At 65.1% G+C, this 24,525-nt stretch carries 24 protein-coding genes; 11 read left to right on the forward strand and 13 right to left on the reverse strand.

Features of this window, described 5'->3' with window-relative positions; translation table 11 throughout:
- From A2Z13_10770 to A2Z13_10785, 4 genes are all read left to right on the forward strand, one after another.
- Window positions 1–272: hypothetical protein (locus tag A2Z13_10770; protein ID OGP78306.1), on the forward strand; the 272-nt coding region annotated here is incomplete at its 5' end.
- On the forward strand, window positions 269–532 hold the full coding sequence (locus A2Z13_10775; GenBank protein ID OGP78307.1) for a hypothetical protein: 264 nt from the start codon (window positions 269–271) through the stop codon (window positions 530–532). The genes A2Z13_10770 and A2Z13_10775, both read left to right, overlap by 4 nt.
- Before the next feature lie 11 nt (window positions 533–543).
- Window positions 544–1,242: a hypothetical protein gene (locus tag A2Z13_10780; GenBank protein ID OGP78336.1), complete on the forward strand. Its 699-nt coding sequence runs from the start codon at window positions 544–546 to the stop codon at window positions 1,240–1,242.
- The gene (locus tag A2Z13_10785; GenBank protein ID OGP78308.1) at window positions 1,239–1,961 is read left to right on the forward strand and encodes a hypothetical protein; all 723 of its coding nucleotides are present in this window, start codon (window positions 1,239–1,241) and stop codon (window positions 1,959–1,961) included. Before A2Z13_10780 ends, A2Z13_10785 begins: the two co-directional genes overlap by 4 nt.
- On the opposite strand, the gene A2Z13_10790 is transcribed toward A2Z13_10785, so the two are convergent.
- Window positions 1,909–3,075, reverse strand: coding sequence for a hypothetical protein (locus tag A2Z13_10790; protein OGP78309.1), 1,167 nt, complete (start codon window positions 3,073–3,075; stop codon window positions 1,909–1,911). The two genes, A2Z13_10785 and A2Z13_10790, sit on opposite strands and share 53 nt — an antisense overlap.
- Before the next feature lie 87 nt (window positions 3,076–3,162).
- Here A2Z13_10790 and A2Z13_10795 point away from each other — a divergent pair, with 87 nt between their 5' ends.
- A complete protein-coding gene (locus A2Z13_10795) occupies window positions 3,163–4,779 on the forward strand; it encodes an NAD+ synthase (protein ID OGP78310.1) in 1,617 nt (538 codons plus the stop codon).
- Window positions 4,780–4,800: 21 nt separating this feature from the next.
- Here the strand turns inward: A2Z13_10795 and A2Z13_10800 are convergent, their stop codons facing one another.
- On the reverse strand, window positions 4,801–5,871 hold the full coding sequence (locus A2Z13_10800; protein OGP78311.1) for a hypothetical protein: 1,071 nt from the start codon (window positions 5,869–5,871) through the stop codon (window positions 4,801–4,803).
- 17 nt (window positions 5,872–5,888) lie between these two features.
- Window positions 5,889–7,547 carry a hypothetical protein gene (locus A2Z13_10805; protein OGP78312.1) on the reverse strand — a complete coding sequence of 553 codons (1,659 nt, stop codon included), beginning with the start codon at window positions 7,545–7,547 and terminating at the stop codon, window positions 5,889–5,891.
- A 46-nt stretch (window positions 7,548–7,593) separates the two neighbouring features.
- On the opposite strand from A2Z13_10805, the gene A2Z13_10810 reads away from it, so the two are divergent.
- Entirely contained in the window at window positions 7,594–8,388 is a 795-nt protein-coding gene (locus tag A2Z13_10810; protein ID OGP78313.1) for a hypothetical protein, read from the forward strand.
- A gap of 91 nt (window positions 8,389–8,479) precedes the next feature.
- On the opposite strand, the gene A2Z13_10815 is transcribed toward A2Z13_10810, so the two are convergent.
- Both A2Z13_10815 and A2Z13_10820 read right to left on the reverse strand, forming a co-directional pair.
- Window positions 8,480–8,737: a hypothetical protein gene (locus A2Z13_10815; GenBank protein OGP78314.1), complete on the reverse strand. Its 258-nt coding sequence runs from the start codon at window positions 8,735–8,737 to the stop codon at window positions 8,480–8,482.
- 34 nt (window positions 8,738–8,771) lie between these two features.
- The gene (locus A2Z13_10820) at window positions 8,772–9,470 is read right to left on the reverse strand and encodes a Rossman fold protein, TIGR00730 family (protein OGP78315.1); all 699 of its coding nucleotides are present in this window, start codon (window positions 9,468–9,470) and stop codon (window positions 8,772–8,774) included.
- Window positions 9,471–9,734: 264 nt separating this feature from the next.
- Here A2Z13_10820 and A2Z13_10825 point away from each other — a divergent pair, with 264 nt between their 5' ends.
- Window positions 9,735–10,808 (forward strand): hypothetical protein, encoded by a 1,074-nt coding sequence (locus A2Z13_10825; protein OGP78316.1) that lies wholly within the window; start codon window positions 9,735–9,737, stop codon window positions 10,806–10,808.
- A 199-nt stretch (window positions 10,809–11,007) separates the two neighbouring features.
- A complete protein-coding gene (locus A2Z13_10830; GenBank protein OGP78317.1) occupies window positions 11,008–12,174 on the forward strand; it encodes a hypothetical protein in 1,167 nt (388 codons plus the stop codon).
- On the opposite strand, the gene A2Z13_10835 is transcribed toward A2Z13_10830, so the two are convergent.
- From A2Z13_10835 to A2Z13_10870, 8 genes are all read right to left on the reverse strand, one after another.
- Complete coding sequence (locus A2Z13_10835) at window positions 12,116–13,990, reverse strand: aminodeoxychorismate synthase, component I (protein ID OGP78337.1); 1,875 nt, start codon at window positions 13,988–13,990, stop codon at window positions 12,116–12,118. The two genes, A2Z13_10830 and A2Z13_10835, sit on opposite strands and share 59 nt — an antisense overlap.
- Before the next feature lie 32 nt (window positions 13,991–14,022).
- Entirely contained in the window at window positions 14,023–14,442 is a 420-nt protein-coding gene (locus tag A2Z13_10840; protein OGP78318.1) for a secondary thiamine-phosphate synthase enzyme, read from the reverse strand.
- Between the two features lie 18 nt (window positions 14,443–14,460).
- Window positions 14,461–15,717: a hypothetical protein gene (locus A2Z13_10845; GenBank protein OGP78319.1), complete on the reverse strand. Its 1,257-nt coding sequence runs from the start codon at window positions 15,715–15,717 to the stop codon at window positions 14,461–14,463.
- Window positions 15,718–15,737: 20 nt separating this feature from the next.
- On the reverse strand, window positions 15,738–17,147 hold the full coding sequence (locus tag A2Z13_10850; GenBank protein ID OGP78320.1) for a protoporphyrinogen oxidase: 1,410 nt from the start codon (window positions 17,145–17,147) through the stop codon (window positions 15,738–15,740).
- Window positions 17,147–18,121: a ferrochelatase gene (locus A2Z13_10855; protein ID OGP78321.1), complete on the reverse strand. Its 975-nt coding sequence runs from the start codon at window positions 18,119–18,121 to the stop codon at window positions 17,147–17,149. Before A2Z13_10855 ends, A2Z13_10850 begins: the two co-directional genes overlap by 1 nt.
- 24 nt (window positions 18,122–18,145) lie before the next feature.
- Window positions 18,146–19,180, reverse strand: coding sequence for a uroporphyrinogen decarboxylase (locus tag A2Z13_10860; GenBank protein OGP78322.1), 1,035 nt, complete (start codon window positions 19,178–19,180; stop codon window positions 18,146–18,148).
- A gap of 198 nt (window positions 19,181–19,378) precedes the next feature.
- Window positions 19,379–20,494: a radical SAM/SPASM domain-containing protein gene (locus tag A2Z13_10865; protein ID OGP78323.1), complete on the reverse strand. Its 1,116-nt coding sequence runs from the start codon at window positions 20,492–20,494 to the stop codon at window positions 19,379–19,381.
- 110 nt (window positions 20,495–20,604) lie between these two features.
- Window positions 20,605–21,852 (reverse strand): hypothetical protein, encoded by a 1,248-nt coding sequence (locus A2Z13_10870; GenBank protein OGP78324.1) that lies wholly within the window; start codon window positions 21,850–21,852, stop codon window positions 20,605–20,607.
- Between the two features lie 164 nt (window positions 21,853–22,016).
- Here A2Z13_10870 and A2Z13_10875 point away from each other — a divergent pair, with 164 nt between their 5' ends.
- From A2Z13_10875 to A2Z13_10885, 3 genes are read left to right on the forward strand one after another with little or no spacing between them, the layout of a single operon-like run.
- Window positions 22,017–23,084 (forward strand): magnesium and cobalt transport protein CorA, encoded by a 1,068-nt coding sequence (locus A2Z13_10875; protein ID OGP78325.1) that lies wholly within the window; start codon window positions 22,017–22,019, stop codon window positions 23,082–23,084.
- Between the two features lie 26 nt (window positions 23,085–23,110).
- On the forward strand, window positions 23,111–23,491 hold the full coding sequence (locus A2Z13_10880; protein OGP78338.1) for a hypothetical protein: 381 nt from the start codon (window positions 23,111–23,113) through the stop codon (window positions 23,489–23,491).
- Between the two features lie 41 nt (window positions 23,492–23,532).
- Window positions 23,533–24,522: a hemolysin secretion protein D gene (locus A2Z13_10885; protein OGP78339.1), complete on the forward strand. Its 990-nt coding sequence runs from the start codon at window positions 23,533–23,535 to the stop codon at window positions 24,520–24,522.
- Window positions 24,523–24,525 lie beyond the last annotated feature (3 nt).

Below are 24,525 nucleotides of genomic sequence, written 5' to 3' on the forward strand. Positions count from 1 at the left end.
GAACCGTGCTGATCCTGATCATCTTCCTGCTGGCGCTGGTGGCGGCGTTTGCCGTCCAGAATCCAGGGGTCCTGGCCGTCCGTTTTCTCCACCTCTCCGGGAGCACCTCCCTCCTGGTGGTGATCGTCGTCGCTTTCGCGATCGGCGTTCTCGTCGGTTTTCTTGGCGGCGTACCGTCCTCGCTTCGCCGCGGCCGCAGGGTCCGGGAGCTGGAGAGAGAGCTGGCCTCCCTCCGCAAGCCTTCCGAATCTCCCCCGCCGGAGAAGCCGTGATCGATCGGCCGCTTTCCTCCGCCGAGGAGAAGCTGCTGTTCTGCCTCCTGGCCTTTTACCGCGAGATCGGGCCCGGTGCGACGCCGGGGCTTTCCGGCCTGGATGAAGAGGCGGGGCTGGAACGGCACGAGCTGGAGGATGCGGTCCGGGGGCTGCGGGCAAAGGGATTGATCGAGTATTGGGAGCTTCAGCCGGCGGTCCGCCTGAGCGAGCCGGGGCTTCGCCTGGCGGTCCGCATCGAGGGGGACGGCAGGGGGTGACCGGGTGCCCGGTGCCGCGAAAGACTCTCGCGGCGCGCCTTCGCGACGTGTCGGATCGGCTCTCCCGGTGGTTCGGCCGGCCGCGCCGGTCGTCGCACCGGACCGACCCGCTTTCCAACCTCGTCCTCACCATCCTCTCCCAGAACACGACCGACGCGAACCGCGACCGGGCCTTCGCGACCCTCACGGAACGGTTTCCCACGATCCCGCTCCTTGCCGAGGCCTCCCCCCAGGCCCTGGAAGAGGCGATCCGCGCGGGGGGGTTGGCCCGCGCCAAGGCGAAGGCGATCCTGGGCTGCCTCTCCCGCATTCACCGGGAGCGGGGCGAATACTCCCTGGACTTCCTCGCCGGGATGCCGCTTGCCGAGGCGCGGAACTACCTCACCTCCTTTCCCGGCGTCGGCGTGAAGACGGCCAACGTCGTCCTTCTCTTTTCCTTCGGCAAGGAGGCGTTCCCCGTCGACACCCACATCCTGCGGGTGACGAAGCGGCTGGGCTGGGTTTCCCCCTCGGCGGACCTCTCCCGCGCGGCGCTCCTTCTGGAGCCGCATGTCCCTCGCCGGGAGTCGATGGCGCTCCACATTCATCTGATCCGACTGGGGCGGGAGATCTGCAGACCGCGAAAACCCCTGTGCCCGGAATGCCCGCTGCTGCCGGTCTGCCCGGAGGGGCAACGGCGGACGGGAGTGCGGCGATCACCGACGCGATGACGCTTCTCAACGCCCTGCAATTGTTCCTCATCGGTATCCTCACGCTGGTCTTCGGGGTGCCGGGAACCCTCCTGGCCCTGCTGCTGCCCGGAAAGGCGCTAAAGGGGAAATTGTTCCTCTGGGTCTCAAAGAACTACTCCCGGATCGTGTTGCTCGCCCTCGGGGTCAAGGTTGCGGGCCGCGGGCTCGAGAACATCGACGTAGGGAAACCGTACGTCTTCATGTCCAACCACGTGAGCCACGCCGACTCGCCGGCCCTTGCCTCCGTCATCCCTCATCCCCTCCATTGGGTATTCAAGAAGGAGCTGTCGAAGATCCCCGTCTTCGGATGGATCCTGCTCGCCGGCGGGCAGATCATGATCGACCGGTCCGATCCGGAGGGATCGAAGGCCGTTCTGGAACGGGCGCTCGCCGGGCTTTCGGGAAACAACTCGGTGATGATCTACCCGGAGGGGACGCGCAGCCGGGACGGGAAGCTGCAGCCCCTGAAAAAAGGCGGTTTCTGGATGGCCCTGCAGGCGGGCCTGCCGATCGTCCCGGTGCGGGTTTCCGGTACGCGGGAGATCGTGGCCGCCGACACGCTCCGGATCCGGCCCGGGAACGTGGTGGTGGAGGTGTTTCCCCCGATTCCGACGGTGGGGAAGGCGGCGGCGGACCTCCCGGAGCTCATGCGGCAGGTCCAGGAGGTGATGCTTTCCGGAACGCCGGATCCTGGGTGAAGAAGAAGAGAGCGCCAGCACCGGTGATCGCCGCGGCCGAGCAGAACATGACGGCGTATCCCAGGTGTTCGGCGACGAACCCGAACGCTGCCGCCCCGATCACCCCTCCCATGTCGAACGCTCCGGTGAACATCGCCATCGCGATCCCTCCTTTCTCCTCTCCCGCGCGGTCGAGGATCAGCGCCGAAAGGGACGGGAAGAGGAACCCGTGCCCGGTTCCCGAGACCACCGCCACCAGGCAGAGCCCGACGGAGCCGGTGAGGAAAGGGATGGCGAGGATGCCCGCCCCCAGGAGCAGGAGGGAGATCAGGCTCAGCCGTTCCCGTGGCATCCGGTCGGCGAGCTTCCGCGCCAGGGTCCGGGTGCCGATGACGGAGAGGGCATAGACGAAGAGGAAAATGCCGAGCGAGGAGATCTTCCGGATCAGCAGGAAGACGGGAAGGAACGTGAAAAGGGAGCCGTACGCCATCCCGAACAGAAACCCGGCGGAGTTGGGGATGAAGTACAGGCGCGAGAGGAAGTCGAGAAGCGAGGAGGGGGACAGACGCGAACTCACCCTGGGCTCCTTCATGCGCATGGGCGGGAGGCCGGATAAAAAAGCGATCGCGGCAGCGGACAGGAAGAGCGCCTTGAACCCCGCCCGCCCGATCACCCACTCCCCGAGCCACCCCCCCAGTGCCGTCGGAATGAAGAAGGATAGTCCGAATACGCCGAGCGCCTCGCCCCGCCGGTCCGCGGGCGCCACCGCGGCGATGTAGGCGTACGAGGCCGTGGCGAAGAAGGAGTACGCGGCCCCCTGGAAAATGCGGATGGCGAAGAGATGCGCTCCCCGCCCGGTCACGAACAGCCAGGGGACGGTGGAAGCGCAGGCGAGCAGCGCCCCGGAAACCAGGAACGCCGTGCGCCCCCCGCGGTCCACGAAGAGCCCGTTGACGGGTTTCAGCGCCACCGACACCAGCGCCCCCGTCGCCATGATGAGGCCGATCTCCCCCTCCCGGACGTTCAGCTGGTAGAGGAACGGGGGGAGGAAGATGAACACCGTGGCGTACAGCGAGTAAAGGAAGTTCGAGGTGTTGAGCAGGATATAGTTCCGATCGTAGAGGGAGCGGGGCATACAGGGTACTATACCGGGCGAGAGATATTTTTCCAGCCGCCCCCCTCCGGTCTTCCCCCCCGGCCCGATTTCCCGGAGAATGGGGATATGAAGCCGCTTCGCATCGCGCTGGCGCAGATCAACGCGACGGTCGGGGACATCTCCGGCAACGCGAGAAAAATCCTGGAAACCGCGGACCGGGCCAGGGGAGAGGACGCCCGCGTGGTCGTCTTCCCCGAGCTGGCGCTGACCGGCTACCCGCCGGAGGACCTGCTGCTGAGGTCCTCCTTCATCGAGGAGAACCTTGTTGCCTGGCGCGACCTCGCCCGGAAAATTTCCGGCATCGCGGCGGTCGTGGGGTTTGTCGACCGGGGAAAAGACGGGCGGATCTACAACGCGGCGGGGATCGCATCGAGGGGGCGCGTCCGAGGCGTCTACCGCAAGATGCACCTGCCCAACTACGGCGTGTTCGACGAGGTCCGGTATTTCCGCCGGGGCAAGGAGCCGTTCCTCTTCCGGGCGGGGAGTTCAACCGTCGGCGTCACGATCTGCGAGGACATCTGGGTCCGCGGCGGCCCGCTCCCCCGCGAGGCGAAGGCCGGGGCGCGCCTGATCCTCAACCTCTCCTCCTCTCCGTACCACGCGGGGAAGTGGGAAACCCGCAGGGAGCAGGTGACCCGGCACTCGCGGCGCACCGGAAGGCCCGTCGCCTACTGCAACCTGGTGGGGGGGCAGGATGAGCTCGTCTTCGATGGCGGGAGCATGGTGGTCTCGGGCAAAGGGAAGCTGCTGGCGCGCGCGAACCTCTTCACCGAGGAGCTCCTGGTCTGCGACGTCGACGGGGACGGAGAGGGGGGGACGATCGCACCGGTTCCCGGGGAGGAAGAAGAGATTTTCAACGCGCTGGTCCTGGGGACACGCGACTACGTGGAGAAGAACCGGTTCCCCGGCGCGATCATCGGGCTGTCCGGCGGGATCGACTCCTCGCTGGTGGCGGTGATCGCGACGGAGGCCCTGGGGCCTTCCCGCGTGACGGGGGTGACGATGTCGTCCCCCTACACGTCGCCGCAGAGCGTGGAGGACGCCCACGCGCTTACGAGCCGCCTGGGGATCCGGTGCATCGACCTTCCCATACAGGAACCTTTCGCCGCGCTGCTTGCGACGCTCGCCGGCCCGTTCCGGGCCTGCCCGCCCGACACCACGGAGGAGAACATCCAGGCGCGAATCCGCGGGACGCTCCTGATGGCCCTCTCCAACAAGTTCGGCTCGCTCGTGCTGACGACCGGGAACAAGAGCGAGATGAGCGTCGGGTACGCCACCCTGTACGGGGACATGGCCGGCGGGTTCGCCGTCATCAAGGATCTCTACAAGACGATGGTCTACCGGGTCTCCCGGTATTGCAACGAGAGGTGGGGCCGTACGATCATCCCGGAACGGGTCCTCACGCGCCCGCCGTCGGCGGAGCTTCGGCCCGACCAGAAGGACTCCGATTCCCTCCCCGACTACAGTGTTCTCGATCCGATCCTGCGCATGTACGTGGAGAAGGACCGCAGCGTCCCGGAGATGGTGGCGAAGGGGTTCCCCGAAGAGGTCGTTCGGAAGGTCGTCTCCCTCGTGGACAAGAGCGAGTACAAACGCCGCCAGGCCCCGCCCGGCGTGAAGATCACGCCGCGCGCCCTGGGGAAGGACCGCCGCATGCCGATCACCAGCCGGTCGAACGGCTGACGAGGTGCTGGTGAAGAGGTGTCAGGCGCCCGCAAGCCGGCGCCTGGCGATCCTCGCCCCCTCCACCATCGCTGTGAGCTTCCCGAACGCCACGTCGCGCGGCAGGTGGTTGAGCCCGCAGTCCGGGTTTGCCCAGAGACGGTCCGGGCCCACGACTTCGGCGACGCGCAGCAGGGTTTGCGCCACTTCGCCGGGTGTTTCCACCCGGTTGTCCTGCACGTCCACGCAGCCGACGCCGATCGCCTTCCCCTCGGGGAAGGCCCGCAGTGCCGCGAGGTCGCCTACGCCCAGCGAGGCGAAAGCCATGAGGACCACGTCGACGTCAGCCCCCCGCAGCACGGGGAGGATGGCGGAAAACTCGGCGGGGAAGATCCTTAGACCCACGTGCGCGGAGGGGTCGGGGTTGTAGTTCCCCTGGCAGACGTGGAGCGTTTTCTTCGCGCGCTTCACCCCTTCGAAGCAGGAGTTGATCGCGCGGATCCCCCACGGCTGGTCGCCCGCAAGGAACCAGAGGATCGGCTCGTCGAGCTGGATCACGTCGCAGCCCGCCTTGTCCAGCCTGCGCAGCTCGGCGTTGATCACGGCGGCCATGTCCATCGCCAGCGCCTCCGGGTCGCGGTAGTGCTCGTCCCAGACGACCCGGGCGAACATGTGGGGCCCGGTCATCGCGATCTTCACCGGACGGTCCGACGTCTCGCGCAGGAACCGGAGCTCCTTCTCGAGCCCGAGAGCAGCGGGCTTGAGCCGCCCGACGACGATTGGCGCCGGCAACGACGCCTCCGGCGCCACGGGGGTGATGCCGGTTTTTTCGCGGAGCTCCCCGGAGAATCCCGGGATCTTCGCAGCGAAGTAGTTGATCATCGCGTTGGGAGGCCCGAACCGGTTGTCGTCGCGCCGGAACAGCTCTCCGTCGCTGACCACGTCCACCCCGGCCCGTTCCTGATCCTTGATCGCCGACCGGGCCGCCGTCGCCTTGGCGTCGCGAAACGCATCGGGGTGGAGCCTGCCTGCCGCGACAGCTTCCTGCAGGGCGGGATACCAGTCGGGGACGGTGTACGAGCCGACAACGGTAGTCGTAAGATGCGCGGCCATGAGAACCTCCTTCCCCGTCAGCGAACGTTGATGGTCCGATACCGGGCGATCCGGACCAGGCCCGGCCTGGCCCCCTTGAACTTGGAGACGTGCCGCGCCTCGGCCAGGAACACCGGCACGTTCGACTGCCCTCTCGCCTTGCTGTGCAGTACGGCGAGGCGCGCGGCCTCTTCGATGACGCCCGGGGGGGTCTCCTCCTTTGGTTTGACTTTGATGAGGACGTGGCTCCCCGGGATCCCCTGCGCGTGCAGCCAGAGGTCGCCGGGCGCCGCGAGCTCCTTCGCGATCCGGTCGTTGCCCACGTTGTTCTTTCCCACGAGGATCGTGTAACCCGCAAACTCCAGGCGGTCCACCAGGGGGACCACCGGCTTCGGGGCCTCTTGGCGCCGTTGTTTTTTCCCGCTCTTCCGCGCCTTCTTCGGCGCGAACGCCTGGGAGAGCTCCTGCCGGACGGCGATCAGCTCCTCCCGGCTCTCCGCCTCTGCGAGCTGGCCTTCCAGGGACTCCAGGTAGTACACCGTTTCGGCCACCTCCCGCTTCCGCTTCCGGACGATGTCGACCGCCCGCTTCGCTTTTTTATGGAGAAGGAAGTACCGGTTCATGTTTTCCACGGGGGTTTTCGCGGGATCGAGAGGAATCCCCGCGACCTCCGTCATCCCCTTTCGCAGCTCCTGCAGGCGGGTCTTGAGGATCTCCCCGTACCCGCCCCCTTTGAGCCCCTCCGCGAGCCGCTCCTCGTCTCCCCCGACGTTTTCCAGCTTGTGCCGCTCTTTTTTCAGCAGGGCGGATGTGCGCGAGCGGAGCTGCTGCCGAAGGACCGCCAGTTCCCGGGTCGCCGCCGCTTCCGAATGGTAGGCGTCCGCCGCCGCGTTGGCGCTGTCGAACGGAGTAAATCCCGTGAAGCCCGCGGCGGGGCAAGGAAACGGGAGGAGCCGCTTCTTTCCGGAAGGAAGCGTGCCGATCCCCGGGGAAAAGTCGCTCTCTTCGTACCTCCGGACGAATTCCCGGATTGCCGCATAAAGGTCCGCGGGGCCGCCCTCGCCGCGTTCGGCCGCCTCTCGCGCCAGCTCCTGCCCCAGGCCGGAGATTTCCTGCTGCAGGGTGCGCGGGAAGCTCTCAAACGACAGCGCGCAGACACGTTCGGCGTCGGCCAGGGTGAAGTCCGGCAGGAAGATCCGCTCGGGCCGGGGAAGCGGGCGATACGGGATCCCCGCCGCGACCTCCCGGATCCGGCTCTCCTCGGCGGGCACCTCCCGCAGCGGCTCGAGGATGGTCCCGCCCTCGTCCACGTAGATCAGGTTGGCGTGCCGCCCGTACAGTTCGGTGTAAAGGGTGGTTCGCCGGTGAAGTGCGTCCGGACGCTTCGCGATGGATTCCATCCGCACCAGACGGTCGAACGGCGCGACGGACAGGCCCTCGATGCGCATCCCTTCCAGGTGGCGCCTCAGGAACTGGCAGAACCGGGGCGGGGAGGGCGGATTGGGGACCTTGCGCGTGGAGAGGTGGATGCGGCAAGCTTCCGGGTCGGCGGAGAGCAGGAGCCGCTTCTCTTCCCGGCCCGTCCAAAGGGTAAGGACGATTTCCTTTTCCGCGGGCTGGTGGACCTTGGATACGAGCGCGCCGCGCAGCTCCCCGGAAAGTTCCGCGACGATTTGCTTCAGGAGAAATGCGTCCATCGCGGTTCCATTCTACGCCGGTTCCGCTCCGATCTATAATGGGCTCATGCCGTCTACCGACGCCCCGGGATTCCGGATGGCCTACGAAGTCCGCGGGACCGGTTTCCCGCTGCTGCTGATCAACGGGCTGGGGAGCGACCGGCGGGAGTGGCTCTCCCAGGTTCCCGCGTTGGAGGGGCATTTCCGGGTGATTGCCTTCGACAATCGAGGTTCTGGGGAGAGCGAGTCCCCGCCGGGGCCTTACACAACGGCGGGAATGGCGTGCGACGCCGCGACGCTTTTATCTTTCCTTGGGGCGGAACGCGCCCATGTGCTGGGGGTGTCCCTCGGAGGGATGATCGCGCAGGAAGTCTGCCTGAGCTATCCGGGGAAGGTAGAGCGGCTGGTGCTGGCGTGCACTTCCCCCGGGGGAGCCGTGTCGTCGCGCCCGTCGCCCGATGCGCTATCCGCCTTCGTCCGCACCTCCGGGGGGGACCGGGAGGCGGAGCTGCGAAGGATGATCCCCTTTCTCTACACCGAGCGATTCCGGCGGGAGCATCCCGAGGAGATCGAGGCGTTCATCGCGCGAAGACTCTCGGCGCCGGCGTCTGCGGAAGGGTACGCGGCGCAGCTGGCGGCGGCCGTCGGCCATTCCGCGGGGGACCGGCTGAAAGGCATCCGTGCGCCCACTTTCGTGATCGCGGGGACCGCGGACCTCCTCGTGCCGTCGGTCAATTCGGAGCGGATCGCGGAGCGCATCCCCGGCGCGAAACTCGTGCTGCTGCCCGGCGCACCCCACCGGCTGTTCGCCGAGAACGCGGAAGCGTTCAACCGCGAGGTGCTTGCGTTCCTTGACGTGTAGGAATAGAAAGTTAGGGACGTTGTTGAACTTTAACAACGGCCCCAAACTGAAAAGTTCTACAACGTCCCTTAACTTTCCCCGTCTCAACACGTCAAGGAACGCCGGCGGCGCGCAGGTCGCTCTCGAACCTCGCCGCATCGAACCGGTCCCCCGAGACGATCTTTCCCTCGATGTCGAGCGTGGGAACCTTCCTCATCCCGTCGTTGAGCTTCCTCACGATTTCCGCCGCGTCGGGATTCTTCTCGATGTCGATCTCTTCGTAGGGGATCCCCCGTTCGTCGAGGAACTTCTTGGCGGCCCGGCAGTCGCAGCACCAGGAGGTGGTGTAGATGAGGATCCGCTTTGGCATGGAAGGCCCCTTTTCCCGATCCGAAGCTTTTCCGCTAAAGAGTCGGCGGCTCCTCCGGAGGGAGGGCGGGAGTCCTCCTCCGCTCGCCTACGGGACGGATGCGGTCCATGTGAAATTTGAAGATGTGTTCCGCAGCCTGGTGCGGGTTGTCGGTCAGATAAAAGTAGTGGAGGTCGGACGCCGAGATCGTCCCTTCCGCCAACATCACCTTCTCCATCCACCGGAGGAGCCCATCCCAGTACTTCTTCCCCATCATCACGATGGGGAACCGCCGGATCTTCCCCGTCTGCAGGAGGGTCAGGGATTCGAAGAACTCGTCGAGCGTGCCGAACCCTCCCGGCATGATGAGATAGCCGGAGGCGTACTTGACGAACATCACCTTGCGGGCGAAGAAATGGCGGAAGACCAGCGTTTTGTCCTGGAACCGGTTCGGCTTCTGCTCCAAGGGGAGCGTGATGTTCAGGCCGATGGACAGCCCCTTCCCGCGCTTGGCGCCGCGGTTGGCCGCCTCCATGATGCCCGGGCCGCCGCCGGAGATGATCGAATAGCCGCGCCGGGAGAGGATCTCGGTCGTCTTCACCGTGATCTTGTAGGCCCAGTCGTTCCGCTTGGTGCGCGCGCTTCCGAAGACGGAGATGGCGGGGCCGACGTTGCGGAGGGACTCGAACCCGTCCACGAACTCGCTCATGATGCGAAAGACGCGCCACGTTTCGGTTCCCGCGAACTCCTCCACGAATCCTCCCGCCTACGATTTCTTCGACGTCTTTGCGTAGAATCCTTCCAGGAGCTGCGCCAGACTTTTGCTGCCGCACTTCGGGCACTTCCGTTTCCCCTCCTCGTACTCTCGAAAGGAAAGGATTTCCTGGAACCGCTTGCCGCACTTTTTGCACTGAAAAGAATAGGTTGGCATCTATTCTCCCCCTTCCGTAAAGTGTGAGAAGACGTGCTCGGACCCCCAGCTTGTAGATGCCACAAAGCAGGGTTATAGGCAAGGGGAATGAAATGGCGGGCACGTTTCCGGCATCATAAGAACATGATTCTGGGAGCCGCCATGGATTACCGGGAAGTCCTGGTCACCGGGGGGACCGGCTTCGTGGGCACACACGTGTGCCGGGCCCTGATCGCGCGGGGATTTCTGCCCCGGCTCCTCGTCCGAGTGGGGTCGGAGGGGAAGATCCCGGAGGACGTCCGAAGCGCCTGTCGCGTGACCCCGGGGGACGTCAACGACCGGGAAGCGGTGGAGTACGCGGCCCAGGGGACGATGGCGATCGTGCACCTGGTGGGGATCATCCGGGAGTTCCCGGAGCCGGGCGTCACGTTCGAACGGCTCCATGTGGCCGCCACCCGCAACGCCGTGGACGCCGCCAGGCGGTGGGAAATCCCCCGGTTCGTCCACATGAGCGCCCTGGGGGCGCGTCCCGGCGGCCCCACGGGGTATTTTGATACCAAGGGCAGGGCCGAGGAGTACGTCCGGCGATCCGGGCTCTCATGGACGATCTTCCGGCCCTCCGTCATCTTCGGGCCGGGAGACCGGTTCCTGAACGAGCTGGCCCGGATTCTCCGAAAGACACCCTTCTTGCCGGTGCCTGGGGACGGAACCTACCGCCTGCAACCGGTATTCATCGGCGACGTGGCGAAGGGGTTCGCGGACGCGCTCCTTAAGGCCGGCACGGGAGGCAAGGTCTTCGAGGTGGGCGGTCCTGAACGGTTCTCTTATAACGAGCTGCTCGACAAGGTGGCGGCGAGCATCGGACTCCGAGCCCGCAAGGTCCACGTCCCGCTTTCGCTCCTGCGCCCGATGGTCCTGCGGATGGAACGATTCAGGAAGTTTCCCCTCACGACGGATCAGCTGGAGATGCTCCTCGCGGAGAACATCTGCGACCACGAGCCGTTCTATTCCGCTTTCGGATTTACTCCGCTTTCGCTGTCGGACTACCTCTCCGGGGGGTTCGGAGGCCGCCCTTCTGCGTCGGAAGGCGGGCGTAAGGGCCCTCCGCGACGCGAGATCCCCCGGGAAGGAGAGGCGGCACCATCAAGGGAACAGGAACCGTCACTGCGGAAGACGGCATGACACCTGCGGCCCGGAACGGGAAATAAAGGAAATAATTTACCCACAACGGGAGAATGTGTGTAATTAATTGCCCAACAATTTCTTCCGGCTTCCCTGTCCGAAAAAAAACATCTTTAAAAACAGAAGATTAAAAACAAAGACCCGAAGGACCGGTAGTTGCTTTCCTGATTGAAAGGAATTCGTTGTCGGAAGGGAATCGATGAAAGCAACCTGCTGGGGTCTGCTCCTCCTCGCGACTCTCTGGCTGTTTCCTGCCCAGGCCTTCTCCTCTTATACCTACGTTGACCTTCATCCTCCCGGATGGAACGAATCGCATGCGACGTCTGTGAACGCGTGGGGAGAGGTGGCCGGCTACGGGATCGGCAATGCGGGGGAGAGAGGATTCCTGTGGACCTCCGGCGGGCATACGGAGCTTCTCCCGCCGGGAGCCAGCGGGGCGAGAGCCGCATGGGTGAACGGCCAGGGAGACGTCGCCGGGACCGCCGTCATCGGCGGCCGCTCCCGCGCATTCCTCTATCGCAGCGGAAGTTATCTGGATCCGACGCCGGGATGGGCGTTCTCCGAGGCTACCTACGTTGCCGAAGACGGGGCCGTCACCGGGACCGGAGAGTTCGGGGCCTACATCTCCCGGGACTTCGTACCGGAACTTCTCCCGGGATTTACGGTTGCGGTGGGTGCGAACGCTGCCGGGCAGCTCCTGGGAAGCGCGGAGAACACGGCCAGGTTATTCCTTCCCGGAAGGGGATATCTCACGATCTGTCCTCCCGGGGCGAGCACCGCGGTGCCGGGCGGGCTCAATGAATCCGGGCTCGTCGCGGTTTCCACCCGACAGGCGAATTCCGAGAAAGGGTTCGTCTATTCCGGCGGCTTCTACGTTTTCATGACGCCTCCCGGCTGGTCGTCCTCCAACGCGATGGCGATCAACAACCGTTCCCAGGTGGCAGGATACGGTGATTCCCCCGCAGGGCGCCGCAGTTTCCTGCGGTCCGGGGCCGATTACGTGGAACTCTCCTTCCCGGAATGGACGAGGACGGAGGCGGTCTCCCTGAACGATTCCGGGCAGGTGGCGGGATCGGGGGAAGCCCCTTCGGGGGAAACGCACGCCTTTCTGGCTTCGCCCGGGAATACCTCGGCGGCCGGGGACGGACCGGGGACATCGTTCGGCGGGTCTTCCGGAGGAGGCGGTTGCGCCATGGTCGCCGGGGGCGTCCGCGATCCGTTTACCGCGGGTTCGGCGCTGAATCTATTCTTGCTCTTCTCCCCGCTCCTGGCGCTGCTGGCACGCCGGCGAAAAAGAGAATCCGCGCTCACGCACGAGTCGGATTCCGGCAGGATGCGGACAGGACCGCCGGAACGTTCGCCCTGACGGAGTTCGTCAGAAAGATCTTGTCGGCCTTTTCCAGGTCCTCCGGGAACAGGACCCGCTCGGAGGCGCGCAGCCTCCGACCCGACAGGATCTGTCGCCGGTAAACGCCCTCCAGGAGGCCGCATGCGGCCGGAGGCGTGTACAGCCGTCCGGAAATCTCCAGGAAGACGTTGGTGATCGCCCCTTCCGCCAACTCTCCGCGCTCGTTCAGGAACAGCACTTCATCGAATCCTGCCTCGCGCGCCTTGCGCAACTCGTCGTCTCTCCAGGCGCGGTTCGTGGTCTTGTGACGAACAAAGGGATCGCGGGACGAAACGGCGATGCGCGAGAGCGCGATCGGACAGGGCGCCCGTTCCTTCCCGGCATCGTGGAAAGGCGACATTGTCACCGATACGTGCCCGTCCCGCCGGAGCAGCAGGCGCACCTTGCCGGCGTCGTTTGTTCCATGGCCCCGGATGGCCGATCCCAACGCGGCGAGGGCGGCATCGCTGCGGAACCGGAACCCGAAATACCGCGCCGATGAAGAAAGCCTCCGCAGGTGGTCGGCAAGAAAACGGAACCCCCCCCTCGGGGTCCAGAGGAACGATTCGATCAGTTCGAAGTCGACGTACGGTTCGACGAGGTAAAGCGCCTTCTGGTGAGCTTCCCGGAACTCCGCCTCCGGCTGCGAGTCCCAGACAATCCCGCCGCCCGCGCCGGCTTCCCCCCGACCGTTTTCCACCGTCACCGTGCGTATCGCTACGGAAAACGTCATGTCTCCGCCCGGCAGGAGGATTCCGATCGCGCCGGTATAGACTCCTCTCGGAACGGGCTCCAGGCACCGCAGCAAGCGCATCGAGGAGATCTTGGGCGCCCCGGTGATGGAGCCGCATGGGAACAGGGCGCGGAGAAGCGTGCACAGCTCCGTTTGCGGATGGAGCGTTCCGGAGACGGTGGAAACCATTTGCAGCAAGGTGCGGTATCGCTGGACCTCGAACAGGCGGGAGACCCTGATGGAACCGGTACGGCACACCCTCCCCAGGTCGTTTCGGAGGAGGTCGACGATCATCACGTTTTCGGCCCGGTTTTTCGGGTCCGCCTTGAGGGCTCGGGATGCCTTGCGGTCCAGGGCGTCCGTCAATCCGCGCGGGGCGGTCCCCTTCATCGGTCGCGTTTCGATCTTCTCTCCCCTGACGCGGAAGAACAGTTCCGGGGACTGGGAGACGATGCAGGCCGACTCCGTGCGCAGGAATGCCCCGTACGGCACCGGTTGTGCGGCGCGCAGCCGGAGATAGAGGGAGAACGGATCTCCGGAGAACGGGAAGGCGAACTTCCCGGTCAGGTTGGCCTGGTAGACATCGCCCTTCGCGATGGATCGGCGGACTTCGTGAACCTTCCCTATATAGTCCTCTTCGGAAATGGAAAACCGGGGAGCGAGCGGTCCGCCGTAAAGAGAGAGCGGGTTCTCCGGTTCGTGGTCGGGCCACTCCGTAGCCGAAGGGCCGCCCTGCTCCCATCGGCCGCGCAGGTGGTCGAACCGCAGGAACCCCGGGTAGACGCCGAACCAGCCCAGGGGGAAGGGAAAGGCGGTCTGATCCCCCGGCGCAAAGGTGTTCTCCAGGGCGTATCCCGCTTCGTAGGCGAGAAAACCCGCGACCGGGAATCCCTTGGCCTGCCATGCGCCCGCCTCTTCCAGCAGGGAAGGGATGTCTTCCAGGCGATGGGTGACCAGAATTCTGTCGGGGTCCTTCAGAAGGTAGGAATACCGGTCCCGGACGTCCGCCCGCTGGGTTTCCAGAAGGATCGCGCCGGTCTTCCCGGAAGCGGCGCCAAACACCGAAACGGGGCTGCGTTGAGAAATCAGGCCCGTCATTCGCCGATGATCTTGACGAGGACTCTCTTCCTGCGGCGGCCGTCGAACTCGCCGTAGAAGATCCGCTCCCAGGTGCCGAAGTCGAGCTTCCCCCCGGTCACGGCCACCACGACCTCGCGGCCCATCACCTGGCGCTTCAGGTGGGCGTCGCCGTTGTCCTCTCCCGTGCGGTTGTGAAGGTAACGGGAGACGGGCTCGTGGGGTGCGAGTTCCTCCAGCCAGCGCGCATAATCCCGGTGCAGACCGCTCTCGTCGTCGTTGATGAAGACGGAGGCGGTGATGTGCATCGCGTTGACCAGGCACAGGCCTTCCGCAACGCCGCTCTCCAGCAGGCACCGCTCGACGTCAGGCGTGATGTTGACGAACCCCATCCGCTGAGGAAGTTGGAACCACAGCTCCTTCCGATAGCTTTTCATGGAGACGCCCCTTCCCCTCTAGAAATCGGCAAGGGCCCTGAAAAAGCGGGACGGGACCTGGCCGGCGAGCAGCGACTTTTTCACCGGCGGCAGGCCCACCACGAGCCGGGTGATGACCCGCAGGGCGGCGTGATCGAGCCGGTCGAAATCGTCGAACAGGAAGTTCTGGAACTTCCCCCGCTCGATGGCCATCTCAACACCCCTGCGCCAGGCGGTTTCCGGGACGAGGATGCGCTCCTTCCGCCGTTCCATGCGCAGCGCGCCGTTGGCGCACGCCGGTTTGCAGACCCCGCACCCCAGGCACGCCCGTTCGTCCACGAAGGCTTTCCCCTCCTTTTTCTTCCCGCGGACCTCGATCGCGCCGATGGGGCATCTCTTCGAGCAAAGTCCGCACCCGATGCATTTCCCGCCGTTGATCTCCGCCAGGAACGGGGAGGTGACCACCGCGTCGAAGATCTTGAACAGGTGGATCGCCGAAAGCATCGCGCAGCAGCAGCCGCAGCAGTGGCAGACGTAGGCCGGCCGCTTCCGGACGTTGTCGCCGATGTGCACCAGCCCTGCCTCCCGCGTCGCCGCGAAGATGTCCAGCGCCTCCTCGCGGGAGATCTTCCGGGCGAGACGCCGTCGCGCGAGAAAATCGGCGGCGGCGTTGAGCGTCGTGCAGACCTCCATCGGCTTGCCGCACCGCTTCCCCTCGTGCTCCATGACGTGCCTGCAGTAGCACAGGGAAACGGCCCACGCCCCGGCGTCCCTCACGACCTGCGTCGCCCGCTCGTAGTCGAGGACGTGCGTCGCATCCTCCGGATCGATGCTGCTTTCGTGCACGAGCGTCCGGCCGGGTTGCGTCTTGCCGGCGAAGACCGCGCGCGCGAAGTCCTCATTGTTGTGGACGTACTCGACCATGCAGCGCGCCAGGTCCTTCTGGGGGATGTCGTCCCGGACCCTCATGAAGGCGAACTCGAAGAACCCCAGGAGGGTGGGAGAAAGCATGTAGACCGTCTTGCCCTTCCGCTCGAAATCCATCACCAGGCCCTTGCCGGCCATGTTCTCCAGGACCGCGCGGAGGGGTTTCGGCGACTTTCCGGTGCGGCGGGCGATCTCCTCCAGGCCGGTAAATCCCATCGGCATCCGGCATCCGATCTCCGCCTCCTCCACCGTGTAAAGACGTTTCAGGATTTCGTAAAGCGCGTCGGCGGGCGGAGCGCCGATCGGGTTCCGGTCGAGCCGTTTCTGAAGCCTGCCGTAGACTCCCTGCCCATTGCGGAGGTGACCCATGCGCTCTCCTTATCCTTGCGCTACACGGAGGGATAGAGTTCTTTCGCGATCCGCTCCGCGGTGAGCCGGGACTGCAGGACGCAGTCGTTCAAGGCGATCCCGCGGTAGGCGTTGCTGTTGAGATAGAGGCCGGGGTAAGCGGCGAGCCGCGTTTTGATGCGCTCCAGCACCTTCCCGTGCCCCACCAGGTACTGGGGGATCCCCTTGTCGTGGAAGAAGGCCCGTGCAAGCACCGGGGCAACCGCGATCCCCATCGTCGCGGTGAGCTCCTTTCGGGTGAGATCGATGAGTTTTTCGGCGGGCAATGCGGCAAGTTCGGGATTGCGGACTCCGCCGACCATCGCACGGATCAGGGCTTTTCCCGCTGGCGCGCGGTTGGGGAAGACGCTGGAATCCCACAGGGCGCCCAGGATCTTCCGTTTTTCGAGGCGAGGGATGAGGAAGCCGAACCCGTCCAGGGGGTGACCGAGCGTCGCCTGGTCGTATCCCAGCGCAACGACGGAGATCGGGGAATAGGGGATGGCGGCGAGGGCTTCCGAAATCCGCGGGTCGAGCCGGACAAGGACAGCGGCGGCGGAATACGCCGGCGTCGCCAGCACCAAGACGTCCGTGTCGATCTCGCCCCGCCCCCCGTTCTCGACGAGCGAGAGGAGGAACTTGCCGTCGCGATGCCTCACGCTCTCGACGGAAACCCCCGTGTGAAGGCCCTCCGAGAGCAGCTTCGCTAGGACGTCGGTGAGCGCCTGCACCCCGGCGTCAAACGACATGAGCACTCCGCCCGGCCCCGCGGACATCTCGCGCTTCTCCCCGGCACGACGGCGCTCCCACTGGAGGGAGATCATTCCCTTCACGAGCCCGCCATGCTTCCGCTCCAGGTCGTGGATCAGGGGGAAGCAGCTGCGCAGCGACATCTTGTCGGGATCCCCCGCGAAGATTCCCGTCACCATCGGGTCGAGCAGCTTCTCCAGCGCTTCGGCGCCCAGCCTCCGGCGGGCGAAGTCGCCGAGCGACTCGTCCACGCCGGGGGGAGGACCCGGCGCGAAGGGCTCCCAGAGGATCCGGAGCCGGCCGCGAAGGGAGAGGAGGTTGGAGGCAAGAAACGCCTGCGGGGTCTCGGGGAGGCGATGGAGCCTGCCGTCCGAATAGATGAACCGTTTCCGGGCCAGGTCCGAAGAGCGCGCCAGCCGGTCCTCGATCCCCAGCTCCTTCACCAGCTCCAGGGAGTAGGGCTTGTTGGTGAGGAACCCGTTGGGCCCCCACTCCAGGTTGAAGCCGTCCTCCCGGATGGTGCGCATCTTGCCGCCAGGAACCTTCTCGGCCTCGAAGAGAACGATCTCGGCTTCCCTGCCGGCGGTCGAGAGGGTCTTCACGAGGTAATGGGCCGTGCAGAGCCCCGAGATGCCCGCGCCGACGATGACGATGCGCGGCATCAAGCCACCTCCTCCGCCAGCACGATCTCCTTCAGCGCCCGGATGAAGGCGGGCGAGTCGTTGAGCGCCGGAACCCGCAGAAAGGTGAGGATACCGGCCTGTTCCGCGGTGGCCTTGAGCCGGATGTCCAGCTCGTGCAGCGTTTCCACGTGGTCCGAAACGAAGCTCACCGGCACGACGACCAGCGTTTTGAGTCCCCCCCGCCCCAGCCGCACGACCTCCGCCACGGAGTCGGGGGCAAGCCACTGCGCCCTTCCTGCGCGGCTCTGGTAGGAGATCGAATGGGGAATCCCCGGAAACCCCCGCTGGACGGCCGCCACGGTCCGCCCGACTTCCTCCTGGTATGGGTCGCCCGCGTCGATGAACGATTTCGGGACGCCGTGGGCGCTGAACAGCAGGTGCGCCCCCGCAGGAGCGACGCCGCGCAGCGTCTCCGCGATCTTCTCCGAGAGGGCTGCGATGTAGGCGGGGTGGTCGGGGAAGGAACGGACCTCCCGAAGGGGGAAGCCGGTTCCCTCCCGGTGCATCCAGCCTTTCAAGTCTTTCAGGCTCGACCCGGTGGTCGCCGCAAAGTACTGCGGGTAGAGGGGGAGGGCGATCGCCCGTGAAACGCCGTCCTCCTTCATTTCCAGGACGGCGTGCCTGGCCAGCGGGTGCCAGTACCGCATCCCCACGTAGACCCGGAAGTTCCTCCCTGTCCCCCGGAGCGCCGCCTCCAGCGCGGCCCGCTGGAGCTCGGTCAGATGTCCGATCGGGGAGCTGCCGCCGATCTCCTCGTAATACGTTTTCACCTTGCGGGCGCGCAAACCGGAAACGAGCCAAGCGAAGACCGGCTGCGTGAGGAAGGCAGCGGGGAGGCGGATGAGGTCCCGGTCGGAGAAAAGCCTCGCCAGGAACGGTCGGACGGCCGAAAGGCTGTCCGGCCCTCCCATGTTCAGGAGAACGACGCCCGTGAGCGGGGTGGTTGCGGGCATGCCAGCTCCCCCTTCGCGGAAGGATTATCCCTTCCGGCCGAACCGGTGAACCGCCTCGACCATTGCGACTGCGTGCTCGGGGTCGGTCGGCGGCAGGATGCCGTGGCCCAGGTTGAAGATGTGGGAGGCGGCGGACTCCCCGCGCTGCAGCACGTCGCGCACGCACTCGTCGATCTTCTCCGGCGGGTGGAAGAGCATCGTCGGGTCCATGTTTCCCTGGAGCGCAACGCCTTGCCCTACGACGGCCGCGGCCACGTCCAGGGGGATCCTCCAGTCGACGGCGACGACGTCCACGCCGAGGGTCCGAATGGCCGGCAGGAGGGTGGCGCAGTCGTTGACGAAGTGGATGACGGGAACCTTTTCGCGCTTCAGGCCCTCGATCACCTGGCGGGTGTACGGAAGGGCGTACTCCTCGTAGTCGCCGGGCGTCAGCACCCCCGCCCAGGTGTCGAAGATCTGAACCGCCTGCGCCCCCGCCTCGATCTGGGCGTTGAGATAGGCGATCACGGTCCGGGTGATCTTGATCATCAGCGACCGGTAGACCTCGGGAGCCTGGTACATGAGAGTCTTCAGCTTGATGAAGTTGCGCGAGGTCCCCCCTTCCACGATGTAGGAGCACAGAGTGAAGGGAGCCCCGGAGAAGCCGATCAACGGGACCTTACCTTCGAAGGTCTTTCGCAGGATCCGGATCGCCTCCAGGACAAAAGGGACCCTGTCGGCCGGGTCGGGAACGGCGAGCGCGTCGACGTCGGCCTGCCCGCGGATCTCCTTCCCCAGGATCGGTCCCTTCCCATCGTGGAACTCCAGCGGAATGCCCATCGCCTCCACCGGAATGAGGATGTCGGAGAAGAGGATTGCAGCGTCCACGCCCAGACGCTCCACCGGCTGGATCGTCACTCTCGCGACCAGCTCCGGCGTCTTGCACATCGTGAGGAAGGAGTGCTTTCCGCGGATTTGCTGGTACTCCGGGAGGTACCTTCCGGCCTGGCGCATGATCCAGACGGGGGTGACATCCACCGGCTCCCGCCGGCAGGCCTTCAGGAACCGGTAACCGCCCATTTTCACCTCTCCGGCCGTAGTAAAAACTTTAAAGCGGGGACGTTCTTAAACTTTTTAATCCCGGGACGTCCCAAAACAACTTTATCTCGGGGACGTTCTTAAACTTTTTAATTGATACGATCGGGAGCATTAAAAAGTTTAAGAACGTCCCCGTTAGAAAGTTTTTCGAACGCTCCGGTTCCGGGATTTTTTGCGGACTTACTGGTTCTCCGCTGTCCGCTTTCCCGTCTCGACCGCCTGCGCGAGCCGCTTTCGGGTCTTCAGCGGGACATAGGAGCAGAACGGCTCCTCCTCGAGGTAGTCTTCAAGTACCGCGTCCGCCCGGGCGCGGCAGCCGCCGCAGACATTCAGGTACTCGCACTCCCCGCACCGACCTTTATACTTTTCGAAGGCGCGTAGCGACTCGAACAACTCGGAATGGTACCAGATCTCCTTGAACGACTGCTTCTTGACGTTCCCCGCGACCACGGGGAAGTAGGAGCAGGGCTGGACGTTCCCTTTCGAGTCGATGAAGGCGATCGTCTGCGCGCAGATGCACCCCTTGCCCCCGCCCGTCGAAAAGGTGAGCGACCGTCGCTGGAACTTGTGCCCCTCCTCCTTGGCCTTCTGCAGAACGACCCTGTAGTAATGCGGGGCGCAGGTGGGCCGGACCAGCATGTCGGCCTCCTGCTTCTCCATCCGGTAGTGCCACTCGAGGATCTCCTCGTAGTCCTCCTTGCTGATCAACTCGTCCAGGATCTCCTTGCCGCGGCCCGTGGGCACGATCATGAACATATACCAGGCGTGTGCGCCGATTTCCTTCGCCAGCCGGTAGACGTTGGGAATGTCGCGCTGGTTCCGCTTGGCGAACGAGGAGTTGACAATGAACTGGATCCCGTTGCGACGGAACGTCTCCGCCGCCCGCAGCGTCCCCTCGAACGCGCCCGGCTGCTTCCGGAAGTCGTCGTGGATCGCGGCGGTCGACCCGTCCAACGACAGCGACACGATCTTGATCCCGCTCTCCTTCATCTGCGCGCAGACCTCGTCGGTGACGAGCGTCCCGTTGGTCGCGATGCACATCCGCAGACCCTTCCCGGTCCCGTACTTCGCGATCTCGAAGAGGTCCTTTCGCAACAGCGGCTCCCCGCCGGAGAGGACGAGCACGGGGCTGCAGAAGGAGGTGATGTCGTCGATCAGCTGTTTCGCCTCTTCCGTCGTGAAGTCGGTGTCGTGGGAGACCATCGAGGAGGAGGCCCGGCAGTGGATGCAGTTCAGGTTGCAGCGCCCGGTGACCTCCCAGGCGATCCATTTCGGGATGAATTCTTCCTTGGCCACGCAGGGTCCTTTCTCCGCGGAAAATCGTTGTGCGTCTGCCTCTGTCGAGCAATCTTTTTATTATAAACGATGCGCTTCCCGCGGGACATGGAATTCCCGGCAATGGAGGTTTATTGCGCCATTTCGGCGTATTTCTTCGCGTTCTGCCGGTCGCCGATCGCCTCGTACGATTTCGACAGGTAGGCCGCCGCCTGCTTGGTCGGAAGAAGGTCCATGCTGCGCGACAGCTCCGGGATCGCTCCCCGGTAGTTCCTTTCCTGGTAGCGCAGAACGCCCATGAGGAAGTGCGGCTCGAAGAATTCGTCGTCCAACTGTTTGGCCTTGCCCAGGGAACCCTCCGCCGCGGAGTAGTCCTTTCGGATCAAGTGCACTCGCCCTGCGGAAGAGTGGAAAGGCGCCTGCCCGGGCTCCTGAAGGATCGCCTGCCGGTATTGAGCCAGCGCCTCCTCGTATCGCTTCTCCTGGAACAGCCTGTCCCCTTTGTCGGCGATGTCGTACGCCTTCTGGACCTCCCGCAGGCGGGCGGTTTTCTCTGTGAAGATCGTCTCGTTGAACGTATAGTTCGGATTGCGCACCGTGTCGGGGTACCGTTGCGCGATCAGGGCGCGGGCGTTTTCCAGCCGTTCCTTGGAAAACGGGTGCGTCCGGAAGAGCCCCTGGACGAAGTCGGGGTTTTTCTTTCCCTCGAGCTGTTCATAGAAGTATTCCTGGAGCTTGATCGCTCCTTCGGGGTTGTACCCCGCCTTGACCATGTAATCGATCCCGATCCAGTCCGCCTCGCGCTCCTGGTCCCTCGAAAAGCCGTTCTCGATCAGGGAAGTGGTGACGGCCGAGAGCTGCATCACGCCGGCCCTCCCCCCCGCGGCGACCGAGACCCCCGTGAGCAGCAGGTTGGCCGCAACCGACCGCTGGTAGCCGGCCAGGGAGTGCTTGGCCGTAACATGCCCCGTTTCGTGTCCCATAACCGCCGCCACTTCGGCCTCGCTTTTGAGGTGCACGAGCAGGCCGCGGTTGATCACGATGAAACCGCCGGGAAGGGCAAATGCGTTGGGGACCGAGGAGTTCAGGACCCGGTACCGGTAGGCGAGATTCGGACGGTGGGACACGCGGGCGATCCGCATCCCGATCGACTGGATGTACTCCTCCAGCGCGCGGTCTCGGTAGAACCCGCCCTGCTGCTGGACCGCTGGGGTGTAGGCCTTCGCCCCGAGCGCCACCTCCTCCTCTTCGGAGAAGGAGACGAGGGCGAATTCGGATCTCCCCGTCACCGGGTTCACGGCGCAGCTGTAGACGAGCAGCCCCAGGAGGGCGAACAGGCAAAGAGATGCGCCGAGCACGTCGTGCGGACGAGCCTTCATCCGGAAGACCCCTTCCTGTCGAATGGTTATATTATTTCATGCTCCCGATAACGGCCGCAATTACGGGTTGGACATTACGGGTTGGACCTGCGGGTTGGACCTGTTTCCCGGATTTTTGCCGTCTGATATAAGAGAAGGAAAGAAAAAGCACAAGGAGGCGACCGATGGCGCGGAAGCGGAGAAAACGGTGGCACTCTCCAGGAACTCCTCCGGGGACGCTTGCGGTCCACGTCGAGGCCGACCGGGAGCCCGTCAGGGTCGCCCTCTCCCGGTACGATGCCGCCGGCCTCGAGGAGCGCACCCTGCGTCCGGAGGAGATCGCCTCGCTTTCCGTCCCCGCAGGCGGGGTCTTGTGGCTGAACATCTGCGGGCTGTCCGATCCGGGCGTCGTCCGTGCGGTTGGAGAGCGGTTCGGCTTCCACCCTCTTGCCCTGGAAGACGTCCTGAACGTCCCCCAGCGCCCCAAGGTCGAGCGGTACGAGGGGCACCTCCTGATTATCCTGCGGGAGGTCCGCTATCCGGAGCCCCCGGAGCAGGTGAGCCTCTTCCTCGGAGACCGGGTGGTGGTGTCCTTTCAGGAGCGTCCGGGCGATGCTTTCGACCCCGTCCGTGAGCGCCTGCGCCAGGCGAAGGGACAGATCCGGGCCTTGGGCGCCGATTTCCTGGCGTACGTCCTCTGCGACGCCGTGATCGACGCCTTTTTCCCGACGTTGGAGAAGCTCGGCGACGAGGTCGAGGAGCTCGAGGAGAGGGTGATCGCCTCCCCCTCCCCCGAGGCATTCCACGAGATCCGCCAGGCGAAGCAGCGGCTGCTCGATGTCCGCCGCGCCGTGTGGCCCGCCCGCGACGCGATGAACGAGCTGCTCCGGGAGGAGTCCCCCCTGATCCTGGCCGCGACGCGGCCGTACCTCCGGGACTGCTACGACCACTTGGTCCAGCTGATGGACATGGTGGAGACGTTCCGCGAAATGGCCGCCGGACTGGTCGAGGAATATATGTCCTCGATGTCGAACCGGATGAACGAGATCATGAAGGTGCTCACCGTGATTGCGACGATCTTCATCCCCCTGACCTTCCTCGTCGGGGTGTACGGGATGAACTTCAACCCGCAGGTCTCCCCCTACAACATGCCGGAACTGGGCTGGCGGTACGGCTACCCGACCGTCCTGCTGATCATGGCCGTGATTGCGGCGGTGATGCTGCAATACTTCCGCAGGAAGAAGTGGCTCTGAAAACGGACTCCGAAGGAGGACCCATCATGAGCGCTCCCGTGTTTGCCCGTCCGAAGGAAAACGTCGAGTTCGATCCCAGCCGCTTCGCCGCCAGGCCGCTGTACGAATGCCCGGAGATGAAGGTCGTCCAGGCGGCTTTCCGGGCCGGCCAGTTCATCCCCGTCCACACCCCCGACGTCCACGTCGTCATTTACATCCTTTCCGGCGAGGGCGAGGTCGTGGCGGGGGAGGAGCGCCGGCGCGTCAAGGAGGGCGATCTGGTCGTTGTCCCCCGCAAGACGAAGCGGGGGGTGAAGGCGAAGACCGACATGGTGATCCTCCACGTCGTGTCCCCTCCGCCCACCCAGGCCGACCACGGCGACATGGCGGCAAGGATCGCCCGGGGGGATTTCGAATTGCCCGCTTGAGGCGGCGCCCTGTGAACCAGGGTTTCCATCCGGAGGGAAAGATGAACCGGAAAAAAGCGTTGGTGATCCTGGCGGTCGGCCTCGCGGTCGCGGCGGTCGCCGCGGCATGGTTCTTCCTCCGCGTGGGGAAGGAAGACGGAGTCCTGCAGGTCTCCGGGAACATCGAGGTGACCGACGTGGACGTGAGCTTCAAGATCCCGGGCCGGGTGATGCAGCGGGCGGTGGACGAAGGGATGTCCGTCTCCGCGGGGCAGTTCATTGCCCGGCTGGACAGCGCCGACCTGGAAAACGAGGTGGGCCTCCGGGAAGCCGAGCACCAGGCGGTGGCGGCGGCCCTGAAGGAGTTGTCTGCCGGGTCGCGCCCCCAGGAGATCGCCAGGGCCAGGGCGGCGTTGGCGGCGGCGCAGGCCGAAGCGGATCGGCTCTCCCGGGAGTTCATTCGCGCAAAGGCCCTTCATGCCAGGGACGTGATCTCCCGCCAGGAACTCGAGAGGGCACAGGCTGCCTTTGAGATCGCCGAGGAGAGGAGGAAAGAAGCGAGGGAAAGCCTCCTGCTCGTAGAGGAAGGGGCGAGGCGGGAGCAGATCGACCAGGCCCGCGCCCGGGTTCGGCAGGCGAAGGAGGCCTTGGAGCTTGCCCGTACCCGTCTTTCCTACGCAACGGTCGCTTCCCCCCTTGCGGGTGTGGTCCTTTCCAAAAACGCGGAGCCGGGGGATTACGTCGCCGCCGGGACCCCCGTCGTGACGGTAGGGGATCTTGCGGATGTCTGGCTGCGCGCCTACATCGAGGAGACGGAGCTGGGCCGGGTCAAGGTGGGACAGCCGGTCGACGTGACCACCGACACCTTCCTCGGAAAGACATACGCCGGCCGCATCTCGTTCATCGCCCCGCAGGCGGAGTTTACGCCGAAAAGCGTCCAGACCCGCAAGGAGCGTGTCAAGCTGGTCTACCGCATCAAGGTAGCCATCGCCAACCCATCGATGGAACTCAAGCCGGGAATGCCGGCGGACGGGGTCGTCAGGTTCCGGTAAGAG

This window comes from Deltaproteobacteria bacterium RBG_16_64_85, from assembly GCA_001798885.1.
Taxonomy (GTDB): domain Bacteria; phylum Desulfobacterota; class Deferrimicrobia; order Deferrimicrobiales; family Deferrimicrobiaceae; genus FEB-35.

Excerpts from the sequence above, each read along its gene's own strand:
- A2Z13_10870 (OGP78324.1), bottom strand. The coding sequence starts at position 21,852 with ATGAAGGCTCGTCCGCACGACGTGCTCGGCGCATCTCTTTGCCTGTTC.
- A2Z13_10790 (OGP78309.1), bottom strand. The coding sequence starts at position 3,075 with ATGCCCCGCTCCCTCTACGATCGGAACTATATCCTGCTCAACACCTCG.
- A2Z13_10795 (OGP78310.1), top strand. The coding sequence starts at position 3,163 with ATGAAGCCGCTTCGCATCGCGCTGGCGCAGATCAACGCGACGGTCGGG.
- A2Z13_10840 (OGP78318.1), bottom strand. The coding sequence starts at position 14,442 with ATGAAAAGCTATCGGAAGGAGCTGTGGTTCCAACTTCCTCAGCGGATG.
- A2Z13_10880 (OGP78338.1), top strand. The coding sequence starts at position 23,111 with ATGAGCGCTCCCGTGTTTGCCCGTCCGAAGGAAAACGTCGAGTTCGAT.
- A2Z13_10830 (OGP78317.1), top strand. The coding sequence starts at position 11,008 with ATGAAAGCAACCTGCTGGGGTCTGCTCCTCCTCGCGACTCTCTGGCTG.
- A2Z13_10785 (OGP78308.1), top strand. The coding sequence starts at position 1,239 with ATGACGCTTCTCAACGCCCTGCAATTGTTCCTCATCGGTATCCTCACG.
- A2Z13_10845 (OGP78319.1), bottom strand. The coding sequence starts at position 15,717 with ATGGGTCACCTCCGCAATGGGCAGGGAGTCTACGGCAGGCTTCAGAAA.
- A2Z13_10810 (OGP78313.1), top strand. The coding sequence starts at position 7,594 with ATGCCGTCTACCGACGCCCCGGGATTCCGGATGGCCTACGAAGTCCGC.
- A2Z13_10815 (OGP78314.1), bottom strand. The coding sequence starts at position 8,737 with ATGCCAAAGCGGATCCTCATCTACACCACCTCCTGGTGCTGCGACTGC.
- A2Z13_10825 (OGP78316.1), top strand. The coding sequence starts at position 9,735 with ATGAAATGGCGGGCACGTTTCCGGCATCATAAGAACATGATTCTGGGA.
- A2Z13_10885 (OGP78339.1), top strand. The coding sequence starts at position 23,533 with ATGAACCGGAAAAAAGCGTTGGTGATCCTGGCGGTCGGCCTCGCGGTC.
- A2Z13_10800 (OGP78311.1), bottom strand. The coding sequence starts at position 5,871 with ATGGCCGCGCATCTTACGACTACCGTTGTCGGCTCGTACACCGTCCCC.
- A2Z13_10875 (OGP78325.1), top strand. The coding sequence starts at position 22,017 with ATGGCGCGGAAGCGGAGAAAACGGTGGCACTCTCCAGGAACTCCTCCG.
- A2Z13_10855 (OGP78321.1), bottom strand. The coding sequence starts at position 18,121 with ATGCCCGCAACCACCCCGCTCACGGGCGTCGTTCTCCTGAACATGGGA.
- A2Z13_10850 (OGP78320.1), bottom strand. The coding sequence starts at position 17,147 with ATGCCGCGCATCGTCATCGTCGGCGCGGGCATCTCGGGGCTCTGCACG.
- A2Z13_10860 (OGP78322.1), bottom strand. The coding sequence starts at position 19,180 with ATGGGCGGTTACCGGTTCCTGAAGGCCTGCCGGCGGGAGCCGGTGGAT.
- A2Z13_10805 (OGP78312.1), bottom strand. The coding sequence starts at position 7,547 with ATGGACGCATTTCTCCTGAAGCAAATCGTCGCGGAACTTTCCGGGGAG.